Source organism: Arthrobacter stackebrandtii (assembly GCF_017876675.1).
GTDB classification, from domain to species: Bacteria; Actinomycetota; Actinomycetes; order Actinomycetales; family Micrococcaceae; genus Specibacter; species Specibacter stackebrandtii.
In genome coordinates, this window is the sequence record NZ_JAGIOI010000001.1 from 916,678 (window position 1) to 929,118 (window position 12,441).

The 12,441-nt window shown below is 66.8% G+C and carries 13 protein-coding genes and 1 tRNA gene; 9 read left to right on the forward strand and 5 right to left on the reverse strand.

All coding sequences use genetic code 11. The annotated features are described in order from the left end of the window. Positions 1 to 8 precede the first annotated feature (8 nt). Entirely contained in the window at positions 9 to 422 is a 414-nt protein-coding gene (locus tag JOF48_RS03830; RefSeq protein ID WP_209677468.1) for a hypothetical protein, read from the reverse strand. A gap of 138 nt (positions 423 to 560) precedes the next feature. On the opposite strand from JOF48_RS03830, the gene JOF48_RS03835 reads away from it, so the two are divergent. Continuing rightward, positions 561 to 953, forward strand: a complete 393-nt coding sequence (locus tag JOF48_RS03835) for a phage holin family protein (RefSeq protein WP_209677469.1) — start codon at positions 561 to 563, stop codon at positions 951 to 953. Positions 954 to 1,031: 78 nt separating this feature from the next. Here the strand turns inward: JOF48_RS03835 and JOF48_RS03840 are convergent, their stop codons facing one another. Continuing rightward, positions 1,032 to 1,736 carry a TetR/AcrR family transcriptional regulator gene (locus JOF48_RS03840; protein WP_209677470.1) on the reverse strand — a complete coding sequence of 235 codons (705 nt, stop codon included), beginning with the start codon at positions 1,734 to 1,736 and terminating at the stop codon, positions 1,032 to 1,034. A 25-nt stretch (positions 1,737 to 1,761) separates the two neighbouring features. Here JOF48_RS03840 and JOF48_RS03845 point away from each other — a divergent pair, with 25 nt between their 5' ends. Continuing rightward, a complete protein-coding gene (locus tag JOF48_RS03845) occupies positions 1,762 to 2,595 on the forward strand; it encodes an oxidoreductase (protein ID WP_342591146.1) in 834 nt (277 codons plus the stop codon). A 110-nt stretch (positions 2,596 to 2,705) separates the two neighbouring features. Here JOF48_RS03845 and JOF48_RS03850 read toward each other — a convergent pair. Further along, a tRNA-Leu gene (locus JOF48_RS03850) sits at positions 2,706 to 2,788 on the reverse strand. 298 nt (positions 2,789 to 3,086) lie between these two features. Here JOF48_RS03850 and JOF48_RS03855 point away from each other — a divergent pair. After that, a complete protein-coding gene (locus tag JOF48_RS03855) occupies positions 3,087 to 3,869 on the forward strand; it encodes a CPBP family intramembrane glutamic endopeptidase (protein WP_209677472.1) in 783 nt (260 codons plus the stop codon). Between the two features lie 69 nt (positions 3,870 to 3,938). Here the strand turns inward: JOF48_RS03855 and JOF48_RS03860 are convergent, their stop codons facing one another. Further along, entirely contained in the window at positions 3,939 to 4,082 is a 144-nt protein-coding gene (locus JOF48_RS03860; RefSeq protein ID WP_209677473.1) for a hypothetical protein, read from the reverse strand. Positions 4,083 to 4,342: 260 nt separating this feature from the next. On the opposite strand from JOF48_RS03860, the gene JOF48_RS03865 reads away from it, so the two are divergent. Further along, positions 4,343 to 4,858: a hypothetical protein gene (locus JOF48_RS03865; protein WP_209677474.1), complete on the forward strand. Its 516-nt coding sequence runs from the start codon at positions 4,343 to 4,345 to the stop codon at positions 4,856 to 4,858. A gap of 475 nt (positions 4,859 to 5,333) precedes the next feature. On the opposite strand, the gene JOF48_RS03870 is transcribed toward JOF48_RS03865, so the two are convergent. Further along, positions 5,334 to 5,975, reverse strand: coding sequence for a metal ABC transporter ATP-binding protein (locus JOF48_RS03870; RefSeq protein WP_209677476.1), 642 nt, complete (start codon positions 5,973 to 5,975; stop codon positions 5,334 to 5,336). Between the two features lie 53 nt (positions 5,976 to 6,028). Between JOF48_RS03870 and aztB the strand changes: the two genes are divergently transcribed. The 5 genes from aztB to JOF48_RS03895 all read left to right on the forward strand — a co-directional run bounded on the left by aztB (position 6,029) and on the right by JOF48_RS03895 (position 12,387). Beyond that, on the forward strand, positions 6,029 to 6,934 hold the full coding sequence (gene aztB / locus JOF48_RS03875) for a zinc ABC transporter permease AztB (protein ID WP_209677478.1): 906 nt from the start codon (positions 6,029 to 6,031) through the stop codon (positions 6,932 to 6,934). After that, the gene (locus JOF48_RS03880; RefSeq protein ID WP_209677480.1) at positions 6,931 to 8,163 is read left to right on the forward strand and encodes an ABC transporter; all 1,233 of its coding nucleotides are present in this window, start codon (positions 6,931 to 6,933) and stop codon (positions 8,161 to 8,163) included. Before aztB ends, JOF48_RS03880 begins: the two co-directional genes overlap by 4 nt. Before the next feature lie 8 nt (positions 8,164 to 8,171). After that, positions 8,172 to 9,071 (forward strand): zinc ABC transporter substrate-binding protein AztC, encoded by a 900-nt coding sequence (aztC, locus tag JOF48_RS03885; protein WP_425353703.1) that lies wholly within the window; start codon positions 8,172 to 8,174, stop codon positions 9,069 to 9,071. Positions 9,072 to 9,108: 37 nt separating this feature from the next. Further along, positions 9,109 to 10,341 (forward strand): zinc metallochaperone AztD, encoded by a 1,233-nt coding sequence (gene aztD, locus JOF48_RS03890; protein WP_209684103.1) that lies wholly within the window; start codon positions 9,109 to 9,111, stop codon positions 10,339 to 10,341. 273 nt (positions 10,342 to 10,614) lie between these two features. Beyond that, positions 10,615 to 12,387, forward strand: a complete 1,773-nt coding sequence (locus JOF48_RS03895; protein WP_209677484.1) for an ABC transporter ATP-binding protein — start codon at positions 10,615 to 10,617, stop codon at positions 12,385 to 12,387. The last annotated feature ends 54 nt before the right edge of the window (positions 12,388 to 12,441 follow it).

Below are 12,441 nucleotides of genomic sequence, written 5' to 3' on the forward strand. Positions count from 1 at the left end.
TGGCCCGGCTATCCCACCGCTTTCTTCAGGAGCGCAACCAGCTGCTTCTTCTCAGCGGCGCCAAGCTTCGTCACGGCGTACGCATTCGGCCAGAAATTCCCTTCGTCGAGCTTGGCGTCCTCCTGGAACCCTATGGTCGCGTACCGCACCTTGAACTTCGCGGCGGCCTGGAAGAACACCACAACCTTGCCCGCGGCGTTTACGTAGGCGGGCATGCCGTACCAGGTCTTCGGAGACAGCGCCGTGTGCTCGGCCACGAGGTCGTGCAGCCCCTGTGCCAGTTCCTGGTCAGGCCCCTCCATCTCCGCGATGGCCGCCTCGCATGCCGCCGCCATGTCGGCGCCGGCCTTGGCCGCCTTCGCCTCGGCCGCCGCTGCCCGCATGGCCGCCTTTTCTTCCTTGCTGAACGTTGTGTTTGCCATGTCCTGCTCCTTAATCTCGATTGCACAACCCACACTAGGCGGGCCGCACCGCCTGTGCTTCTTGATTCCTGCTCAGGTGCCGTGACGGCGGCTGCTAGTGTTTCACCAACCGGGCACGACACACACCTAGGGGTTTTCATGATCAGATTTCTTATCCGCGTCGCCATCAACCTGGTCACCGCAGCACTGGGCCTGCTGCTGGCCGGCTGGATCATTCCAGGCGTCACGCTGCAACCAGGCGGTTTCATCGTCGCCATCGTGATCTTCACGGCCGCGCAGGCCATTCTCAGCCCGTTCATCTTCAACATTGCCCGCCAGTACGCCTCCCCCATCCTGGGCGGAATCGGGCTGGTCTCCACGCTGGTGGCGCTGTTCCTGGCCACACTGTTTTCCAGCGGGCTGAAGATCAGCACCGTCACCGCCTGGGTCCTGACGCCCCTGGTGGTCTGGATTGTCACGGCCCTGGGCGGCTGGATCCTCGGCGCCATCTTCATCAAGAAGCGCCTCGAAGCCCGGCGCACCACGGCCTAGCCCGGCACGCCCCGTCCGCACTGAAGCACGACGGCGGCAGGCACCTTCCGCAGGGAAAGCGCCTGCCGCCGTCGAACGTCATGCGCCCAAGGCGGGCCCCAAGTTCCTGTCAGGCCTTGCCAGGATGGTGGCCACGGCCTTGTCCAGTTCCTGTTCGACGTCGGTCCAGTCGCGCTCCAGCTCGGCGGCCACGCGGGGGAAGCGCGCGGCGATGGCGCCGGGCAGCCACTCGGGGACGTCGCGGTCCGGCGCGCCCGGCGGCGGGACGAGGGCGGCGAATGCGCGGGCCAGCGCATCCAGCAGCAGCGCGATGTGCAAGGGGTCGGTGACCTTCCCCCGGTCCAGGACCAGCAGCAGTGAGTTCATCCACGCGAGGCGGTTGGGGTGGCCGGGCATGCCGTTGACCTGGACCCCGGCCAGCCAGGGGTGGTCGAGGTAGCGCTGCCACAGGGCGCGCGTCCAGGCCTGCGCGACTTGTTCCCAACCCGGCCCCGGCGCGGGGCTGCCGTCCAGCTCCGGAGGGATGCCGACCGCCTGCTCCGTCATCAGTTCCACGAGGGCTTCCTTGGACTCCACGTATCTGTACAGGGCGGTGGTGGTCAGGCCCAGCGTGCCTGCCACCTTGGCGAGGGTGAGCGAGGCCAGCCCTTCAGCGTCAGCGAGCGCGCAGGCGGCGGCGGTGACCTCCTCCACGGTGAACCTCGGCTGCGGCCCGCGCACCCCGGGCACCGCCAGCCCCCACAACAGCCGCAAAGTCCTGTCCTGAATCCGTTGACTGTTCATGACGTTCACAGTACATTATTTAACTGTGAATAATATAAACAGTAATCAGAAAACGGTCCTCGTCACCGGCGCCTCCTCCGGCCTCGGCGCCCTCACGGCGCAACTGCTTGCGGAGCGCGGCTACCGGGTGGCCGGCGCTGCCCGGCGCAGCCACCTCGTGGCGGAGCTTCCGGGCGTCCTCCCCGTGCAACTGGACCTCAGCGACGAATCCAGCATCGATGCCGCCGTCTCCGCCGTGGAGGCGGAGCTGGGCCCCGTCGAAGTGCTCATCAACAATGCCGGCTACGGCGAATTCGGCTCCGTCGAGGAAACACCCCTGGACCGGGCCCGCCGCCAGTTCGACGTCAACGTGTTCGGCCTGGCTGCCCTGACCCGGCGCGTCATCGGCCCCATGCGCGACGCCGGGCGCGGACGGATCGTGAACGTTTCCAGCCTCGCCGGCGAATTCAGCTCGCCGCTGGGCGGCTGGTACCACGCATCCAAGTTTGCCCTGGAGGCGCTCTCCGACAGCATGCGTGCGGAGCTGCGCCCGTTCGGCATCGATGTGGCCGTGGTGCAGCCCGGCCCGGTCCGCACCGCCTGGCACGGGGAAGCCATGAGGTCGCTGGAGGCCTCCTCCGGAGGCGGACCCTACGCGGACATGGCGGCCGCCGTGGCCGGCTACCACCGCGCATCGGCGGATGCGCCCATCACGAGCGACGCCGGAACGGTCGCCCGGGTGATTGCCCGGGCCGCCACCGAGGACAGGCCGCGCACCCGCTACCGGGTGGGACGCGGCTCCTCGACGGCGGTGGCCCTGAGCCGGCTGCCCGACCGCATGTTCGATGCCATGACCCGCAGGCAGTTCGGCATCCCCTGACGCTGCGGCACCCGCGGGAGCCGGCGCACCTCCACGGCGGCGGGGTTCCGGCGGCGGGACTTAACCAAAAAAGGCTCCCCGGGAACCGAAGTTTCCGGGGAGCCGTTCTGTGCGCGGAGGGGGACTTGAACCCCCACCCCGTTTCCAGGACTAGCACCTCAAGCTAGCGCGTCTGCCATTCCGCCACCCGCGCAGGTGACCACATGGCTGCGATTGCCCTTCCGGGTGAATCGGCAGCCGCTGCATCAGCGTTGAAGACAATATCACGGTTTCGCTCCCAATTTCTGGCGCCCCTCCCCGGGCCGCTGCCGCGCAGCAGTGCCACCCTGCTCCTGCCCGGTTTGTCTCCTTGCTCTCAACCTCCTGTAACACTGGCGACACACGGGCCCTTTTTACCTTTTTCACGTTCCTGCGGGCAGTAAATTTATGGCATCAGCTCCTGAGCAATCAGGGTCCGGGGGCACACCGATTGAATCTCCAGAGGAGACTCGATGTCAGCACGAGTGAAGGTTCAGGACAAGCAGCGTTTCGGCCGGCTCATCGAAAGGTCCGACGGACGCGATTTTCCCTACTACAACGGGGAACCGGTCGAGGTGGCCGCCTGGAAGTGGGGCCTGATCGTCCTCGCCTGCATCGCCGGGTTCGCCGCGCTCATCTTCTACCCCGCAGCCAACGACGTCCAGGCCTTGGTCCCCCGGATACTGTTCCCCGCCATCCCGCTGGCACTGTTCATCTACTTCACCGGCAGCTACTGGACATCATTGTTCAAGAAGCTGAGCGGCATGGACTTCCTCACCATGGCGGGTTTCGCGGCCTTGAACCTTGCCGTCTCATCGGGCGTCGGCGTGATCGTCATGTCCATCTTCGGCGCCAACGCCAACACCGCCACCGACTCCACCGCGGCAGGCGGTCCGGGCGGGATTGCGGCCTTCTACCTCGGCACGGGGATCCAGCTTTTCGGCGAGGAAATCTTCACGATCCTGCCTTTCCTGGCAATCATGTACCTGCTGCACACCAAGGCCGGCATGTCCCGGAACACCGCAATGCTCGTGGCCTGGTTCGCCACGGCCCTGTGGTTTGGCGCGGCCCACCTGCCCACCTACGGCTGGAACTTCGCCCAGGCCTTCCTCATCATCGGCTCCGCCCGCCTGGTCCTGACGCTGGCCTACATCAGGACCAAGAACATCCTGGTCTCCACCGGCGCCCACATCATCAACGACTGGACCATCTTCACCTTCAGCCTGGTGGCCGCGGCCGCCGCCTCCGCCGCATAGCTCCGCCGCACAAGGCACGACGGCGGCACCCGCCCTTTGCTTGAGGGGCGAGTGCCGCCGTCGGATTTTTCAGGCGCTGCCGCCTTCCGCTTCCTCCCCGCCGTCCTCCGGCGGGGCCGCCGCCCCTTCCGGCGGGATCTCATCCTCCACCATGGGCGCGCCGTAGCCGCCCTCGTGGATTTCCGGCAATTCCGATGGTTCCTGGCTGCTCACCGCATCCTCCTCGGCCTACTGTTTTCGGGTTGTCTGCCGGCGGCGGGCGGGTCTTCGCACCAACTGCTTCCCGGGGTCCCGCGCCGGTCCCCCACTACACAGAATCCCACTGCCGGCCCCCTTGCACCACCCACCCGGCACCCCCATTTTCGGCGGCGCCGGCTGGAGCGCCGGCCGGCGAAAGTGCTTGAACAAAAAACCTGTTCCGGTGGCACACTCCGGCGTAGTGTGATATGCGCAACACTGCTCAGGAGGACACAATGGAACACGCACCAGCAATGATCGTCGGCCTGCCGGACATGATGCACGCACTCCGCCAGGAGTCCCGCCGCATCATGGCCGAGAACAAGGGGGACTACGTCGCCGAGCACATGGCGATCCTCGGCAGGCTCACGGCCGCCGGGCTCGTGACCGGCAAGGAGGCCGCCACCCTGCTGGACTTGTACAAGCTGGGCTTCGACGCCGGCGAGCCCAAGGGGGACGCCCGGAAGGCCTACTTTGAAACCCGCGACGTCTATGCCAAAATGCTCGCCACCGAGGGAACCAGCCCCGTGGCACTGGTAGTCGCCTCCGCCGCCCTGGGTTCCTTTGAAGTCTCCGAGGGCGACGACGGCTCAACCACCGTCAGCATCGCCCGCGTCAGCTACGGCCAAAGCCTTGCCGGAATCGGCGCCGGCATCGGTTCCCTGATCGGCGGCCCCGCCGGCGGCGTCCTCGGCGGTGCCATCGGGGGCCTGCTCGGCGGCATGGTCGACGACAAGAAGGGCAAGAAGTAGCCACGTCAGCGCTGCAGGTCCACACCCAAAACAAGTACGACGGCAGCATTCCCCCGTGCGCCGGCCGGCAGCCTTCGACACCGGGCCCTAAAGCGCTCCTGAACGATCCGCTACCTTCAACCTGCCACAAACTGGCGGCAAATCAACGCAACACCTGCAATGAACTGGAGCCCGGAGGCACCACGCAAGGATGGGGAGCTGCCCGTATCGCAGCCAGGTCGGCGCCCGTCCTGAAACTGCGGAGTGCATTGGCCAACCGTGCTGTGGATGCACGTGCCGGTGGACTTGTGGGGCTCGGCCTGCCCCACCAGAGAAATTGATTTCAGGGAGGACTCTCCATGCTGCAGGCCTTTCCATTATGTGCCAAACATCCTGAGTCGGTGGGCTGTTCCACGTTTGGTGCCCGAGCTTTCACCCTTGCTCGGCCGGGAGGGCGCCATTCGAGATCAAACCACCAGGCTGCCCGGCCGGCGCGCTAGCCAACCCGGCGCCCGCCCTCCAGCCTGATCACCGACGTGGCGGCGGCAATGGAGTCCTCGTCGTGGCTGACGCAAGCCACCGCCGCGCCGCGGCGTGCTTCCTCGGCGAGCATGGAGCTGGTCCGCTCCCGGCTCTCGGCATCGAGCCCGGCCGCAGGTTCATCCAGGAGGAAAATGCCCGCCCGGCGGGCCAATCCCTGCGCGAGCAGCGCCCGCTGGCGCTGGCCCCCGGAAAGGCTGCCAAAGGGCGCATCGGCAAGATCGGCAAGCTGGACGCGGTCCAGGGCTTCCGCCACCCGGAACCGCCGCTCCCTGGCACCGACTCTCCCGGAAGGGGCCGCCGGTGAACCCCAAGTGCCCATCATGGCCACGTCCCGGACGGTAAGGGGCAGCGCATCCGGCACGGTGGCCCGCTGGACCACCAGCGCCACCTCACCGCCCCGCTCCACGGTGCCCGCCAGCGCCCTGCGGACACCGGCCAGGATTTCGATGAGGGTCGACTTGCCGGCACCATTGGGCCCGGCAATCGCAGTCACCGTTCCCCATCGCAGGTCAACATCGAGATTCCAGAGGACGGGAACGGCGCCAAAACTGAAGGACAGGTTTCGCCCGCGCAGGGCATGGTCAGAAGAATTCACACCTCATCCTAACCCCATTTGATAATCGTTCTCATTATCATTAATGTGATCACATGCATTGGCTCACAGACCCCTTCTCGGCGGACTTCCTGCTGCGCGCCCTGTTGGGCGGCGCCCTCGTTGCGATCATCTGCGGCGTCGTGGGGACCTGGGTTGTTGTCCGCGGCATGGCGTTCCTCGGCGAGGCGATTGGCCACGGCATGCTCCCGGGCGTTGCCCTGGCCACCATGGCCGGGGCTCCCGCAATCGTGGGCGCTGCGGCGAGCGCCATCGTCATGAGTGCCCTGATCAGCGCACTGCAGCGGCGCGGCCGGTTGTCCCATGACACAAGCATCGGCCTGCTGTTTGTTGCCATGCTGTCCCTCGGCGTCATCATCGTCTCGCACTCGCAGTCCTTTGCCACCGACGCGACAGCCATGCTTTTCGGCGACATCCTGGCCATAACCGGCGGCGACTTGGTCGCCCTGCTGTGCGCCGCGGTGGTGACAACCATCCTTGCTGCGGTCCTGCACCGCAGCTTCGTTGCCGCGGCATTTGACACCCGCATCGCCGCCACCCTGGGACTGCGGCCCCAAGCAGCACAGCTGGCCCTGGTGGGCCTGGTCACGCTGGCTGTGGTCGCCTCGTTTCAGGCGGTCGGATCGCTGCTGGTGGTGGGGATGCTCCTCGCCCCGGCCGTCGCAGCCACCCCGTGGACATCGCGCATCCCCGCACGCATGGCGGTCGCATCCGCGTTCGGCATTCTCGCCGCCGGGCTGGGCCTGCTCTGCTCCTGGTACGCCGGCACGGCGGCAGGGGCGTCAATTGCCGCGTCCGCCATCGCACTTGCCGGACTTTCCAACGCCGCAAAAGCCCTCACCGCAGTGCGCGGACGCCAGGCGGCAACCACCCTCCAACAAACCATCGAAGAACGCATGCCCCTGCCCGTTACCGTTCCACCTTCTGGAAAGCAGCCATGACCATCCGAACACCACACCCCATACTGGCCGCCCTCATTTTGCTTGCCGTCACGGGATGCAGCAGTGCACCCGCCACGCAACCCGGCGGGCAAGAATCTGCCGCATCCGGGCACGGCGCCATCGCAGGGGTTGCCGAGCTCGCCGAACCACAGCTCCACCTGGTGGCCATCGACGCCGCGGGCCAGGCCTCCATGCTGGACCTCCTGGACGGCACCGAGTCCCGGCTCGGTTCCGTGGCACCTCCGGTGAATGTCGCCAGCGACGGGCGCTATGTTTTCGCGGCCCACACCAACGGGGTGGAGATCCTTGACAGCGGCGTGTGGACCTGGGATCACGGAGACCACTCCCACTACTACCGCACCAAACCCACCAGCCTCGGCACCGTTGCCGGGGAGGGCACGGCTGCTGTCTCCACCGGCCCGCTCTCCACCAGCGGCACCACGGGCATGTTTTTCCCGGCTTCCGGCACCGCTGTCCTGGTTGAGAATTCGGCGCTTTCGGACGGAACAATCTCCGAGACCCTCCGCCTGGATGTTGCCCCGCATGCCGGCATCATCGCACCGCTGGGTGATGGCGCGGTCGTCACCGAAGCGGATGGAAACGGCGCCCCCGCACGCCTGCGCGCCATTGATGCCGAAGGCAGGGAACTGACGACGGCGGATTGCCCCGCCGCCGCGGGCACCATCACCACCCGGGCGGGGCTCGTGATCGGATGCGCCGATGGCGCGGTGATCGCCACCGGCGATGGCACCAAGCCCGTGCTCAAACACGTCCCTTATCCAGACGGGGCACCCGCCCCGGCAACGTCGTTCGACGCCCGCAAGGGCCGGCCCACGGTGGCCGGCCTGGGCAAGGATGCCGGGGTGTGGCTGCTCAATGCACGCGAGGCCGCGTGGAGCTGGCTTCCCACCTCCACGCCAGTGCTCGCCGCCGCCGCGGTGGACGACGCCGCCGGACACGTCGTTGCCGTCGGCGCCGACGGCACAGTCCAGGTCTATGACGGCAAGACCAAGGAGCGCATTTCCTCGACCGCGCCGCTGATGCCCGCAACCCTGGCCGACCCGGAAATGCTCGGGAAGGTGGAACTGGCCGTTGACGGCGAGCGCGCCTACGTCAATGCACCGGCAGAGGGCGTGGTGTTTGAGATTGCCTACGCCGACGGCGCCCGCATTGCCCGCACCCTCACGTTGCCGACGCAGCCTGTGCACCTCGTGGAGACCGGCCGGTGAGGCGCCCAGTGCGCGCGCTCGTTGCCGCGGTGGCGGCGCTGCTTGTGTCGGGGTGCTCGCAACAGGCGCCGCCGCAGGGCCCGCAGGTGGTGGTCACCACGAACATCCTGGGGGATGTGGTTGGTCAGGTCCTGGGCGGCCAGGCCACCGTGACCACGCTCATGGGCCCCGGAGCCGATCCGCACTCCTTCGATGTTTCCGCCCAACAGGCGGCCTTGATGGGCCGTGCGGACCTGCTGGTTTCGAGCGGGCTGGGCCTGGAGGAAGGGCTGGCCCGCCATCTGGAGCGGGCCGCCGCCGCGGGCGCTCCCCTGCTGGTCGCAGGTGAGATGGTCGACGTCGTGCCCTACAGTGCGGGGGACGCGGAAGGCGCGCCGGACCCCCACTTTTGGACCGATCCGGCCGCCATGCTCGAGGTCGTCAACGCCATCGAGGCCGCCGCGGGCCGGATCGAGGGGATCGATGCGGGATTGCTGGCCGCCAGTGCGTCCGCCTACCGGGACCAGCTCACCGAGCTCGACACCGAGATGACCACGGCATTTGCGGCACTCCCCCGGGAACGCCGCGCCTTGGTCACCAACCACCACGTTTTTGGGTACCTGGCGAAAAGGTTCGATTTTCGGCTGATCGGGGCCGTCATACCCGGGGGAACCACGCTCGCGGCTCCCAGCGCGGCGGACCTGCGCCAACTCAGCGAAGCGATCACCGGCGCCGGCGTCCCCACCATCTTTGCCGAATCTTCCCAGCCCGACCGCCTGGTCCAAGCCCTCGCCAAGGAGGCCGGCGTCGACGTGCAGGTCAGCGAATTGTTCACGGAATCGCTGACCGGCCCCGGGGGCGGGGCACCCACTTACCTGGACATGATGCGCACCAACACCCAACGAATCGTCCTGGGGCTTTCCCCCTGATCACGCAGCACAACTGTGCTTAAACCCAACAATGAAAATGAGGAACCACCACATGCTCCACCCAAGAAATTCCCGCCTGGCAGCCACCGCCGTTCTGGCAGGGATCGTACTGATGGCCTCTGCCTGCGGCACCGCATCCGGCACGGCCGGTTCAACTGCCCCGGCGTCCGGCGCCTCGAGCACTGCCACTGACGCACACGGACGCATTGCAGTTTCCTTCGAGGGCGGCGTCAGCGTCCTTGACGGCACGACCCTGGAGGTTGTGAAGACGTTTGATTCAGAGGAGTTCACCAGGCTCAACGCGGCCGGAGACGGCCGGCACGTCTTCGTGACCACGTCGGAGGGCTTCCAGCTGCTCGACATGGCCGAACCCAAACTCACCGATCTGGTGGTGGATGCTGCGGCGCCCGGCCACGTGGTCTGGCACGCAGGCAATACGGTCCTCTTCGACGATGGAACGGGCACCACCACCATCTTCAAGACTGCCGACCTGGCCAACATCAGCGGCGCACTGCCCGGGACACGGACGCATGCGGCGGATGCGGCCCACCATGGCGTGTCCATCGTGCTGGAGGATGGAACGCTGCTGAGCACCGTGGGTGATGAAACGTCGCGTTCCGGAGCCATCGCCTTGGAGGCGCATGAGGACCATTGGCACTCATTCACGGAGGGCAGGGACTGCCCCGGGATCCACGGTGAAGGCACCGCCGCCAATGAGGCCGTGGTGTTCGGCTGCGAGAACGGTGCACTGATGTACCACCACGGCAGGTTCCACAAGTTCACCGCACCGGACAAGTACGGCCGGATGGGCAACGCCTTTGTCTCTGAGACCAGCCCCATCGTGGTTGGCGACTACAAGAATGATCCCGACGCCGAAGGCTACCTGCTCAACTCCGTGGCCCTCATCGACACCGAGCAGCACAGCTACAACGTGGTTGAGCTTGCCGGCAGCATCCGGTACACCTTCCGGGGCGTGGCCCGGGGCCCTGAAGACCTCGCCTACATTCTCTCCACGAACGGCTCCATCCACGTGATGGATCCCCACGACGGAAAGATCGTCAGTGAATTCCCCGTAATTGCGGGCTGGGAGGGCCCCGCCGAGTGGCAGGACGCCCACCCCGCCATCACGGTCAACGGCAACACCGCCTATGTCACCGAACCCGCGGCCAACACCATTCATGCAGTGGACCTCACCACCGGCAAGGTCACCGCCTCAAAGAAAATGGACGTTGTCCCGAACGAAATCGCCATCACCGTCGGGGCACACTAACCGCTCCCGCATTCTCAACACAGCAGGTGCCGCGCCGTTCGGGCTGCGGCGCCTGCTGCGCTGCCTGCCAACATCCAAAACAAGTACGACGGCGGCAGGAGCCTTTCGCAGTGAAGGTCGCCTGCCGCGTGGAACCAGTGCGCCGGGGACGCTGCCGCGGACCGGACCGCGGGGCACCCGGGCGGGGCAGCCGCCGTCGGGCGTGGTCTTGAAAAGTTGCAGGGGAAGACGGCGCGGAACCAATGCGGCAGCAGCCTTGCTATAGTTTTCAGCATGCCTCGGAAAGCGCTTCCCAAGTCGGTTGTTGTGGTCGACGGAAACCACCCCATTCGTTCAGTCATCCGGCTCCTGCTGCGGCGCCCCGGACGGATCATTGCCGCCGTGCTCGCGTTTGCGGTGAAGGAGGTTCCGGTCTGGTTCCTGCCGGTGATCACCGCGGCAATCATTGACATTGTCACCGTGGGCGGGCCGGTGGAGTCGGTGCTGTGGTGGAGCCTGGCGGCGGCGGTCCTGCTGCTGCAGAACTATCCGAACCACATCATCTACACGCGCAATTTCATGACGGTGGTGCGCGACACCGGATCCGAGCTGCGCAACGTGCTGGCGGCGCGGCTGCAGAGCCTGTCGATCGGCTACCACACGCGCATGAACTCCTCGATTGTGCAGACCAAGGTGGTGCGCGATGTGGAGAATGTGGAGATGATGCTGCAGCAGGTGACGCATCCGCTGCTCTCGTCGGTCATGGTGATGACAGGCGCCATCACCATGACGGCCGTGGCCGTGCCGCAATTCCTGCCCGTGTATGCGCTGACCGTTCCGATTGCGATCGGCATCCGCTACGGAATGCGCAACCGCTCGCGGCACCGCAACGAGCGGTTCCGGCTCGAGGTCGAGGGCTTTTCGGCGCGGGTGGGCGAAATGGCCTCGCTCATCCCGGTGACGCGCGCGCACGGGCTGGAGGAGACCGCCGTGACGCGTGTTTCAACCAGCGCCGACGGCGTCCGGCGCGCCGGTCTGCACCTGGACATGCTCAACGGCCATGTTGCCTCAATTTCCTGGGTCACGATGCAGTTGCTCGGCGTGGGATGCCTGGTGCTGGCCGCAGTGTTTTCCATCAGCGGGCTGCTGCCCATCTCACCTGGGCAGGTGGTGCTGCTGTCCACGTACTTCGCGCTGCTGACGCAGGGGCTGACCCAGCTGCTGATGCTGATCCCGGTGGGTGCGCGCGGGCTGGAATCGGTGCGGTCCATTGCCGAGGTGCTGCAGGAGCCCGACCTGGAGCAGAACGAGGGCAAGCTGCCTGTTTCCAAGGTGGTGGGCAACCTGTGCCTCGACGCCGTGAGCCAGCGGTATTCCGACGCCGAGACCGACTCCATCCACAACATCAACCTCGACATCCGGGCCGGCGAAACCGTTGCCTTCGTCGGCTCCTCCGGCTCCGGCAAGTCCACCCTGCTGAACCTGGTGCTCGGCTTTGTGCGCCCCACGCGCGGGAAGATCCTGCTGGACGGCGTGGACATGCAGCTCCTTGACCTGCGCACCGCCCGCCGCTTCGTCTCCGTGGTGCCGCAGGAGTCGGTCCTGCTCGAGGGGACCATCCGCGACAACATCGCCTACGGCCTCCCCCACCTGGACGATGAACGCATCCGCACCGCACTGCGGGATGCCAACGTGCTCGATTTCGTCGAGGGGCTGCCCGAGGGCTGGGACACCACGGTTGGCGAACGCGGCGCCCGGCTCTCGGGCGGGCAGCGCCAGCGTCTGGCCATTGCCCGCGCCCTGGTCCGCGACCCGCGGATCCTGCTCCTGGACGAGGCGACGAGCGCGTTGGACCCCGAGTCCGAACACCTGGTCAAGGATGCGCTCAACCGGCTGATGCAGGGCCGCACCACCCTGGTTGTTGCCCACCGGCTCTCCACGATCCGCCAGGCCGACCGCATTGTAGTGCTCGAGCACGGACGGATCGTGGAGATTGGCACGCACGAGGAACTCCTGGCCGTGTCGGGGAGGTACGCCCAGCTGCACGCAACCCAGGTGGGGCAGTAACCGGCGCCGCAGGAGCAGGCGGCCAGGGCGAACGCCCCGCCCCTATGGGCACCG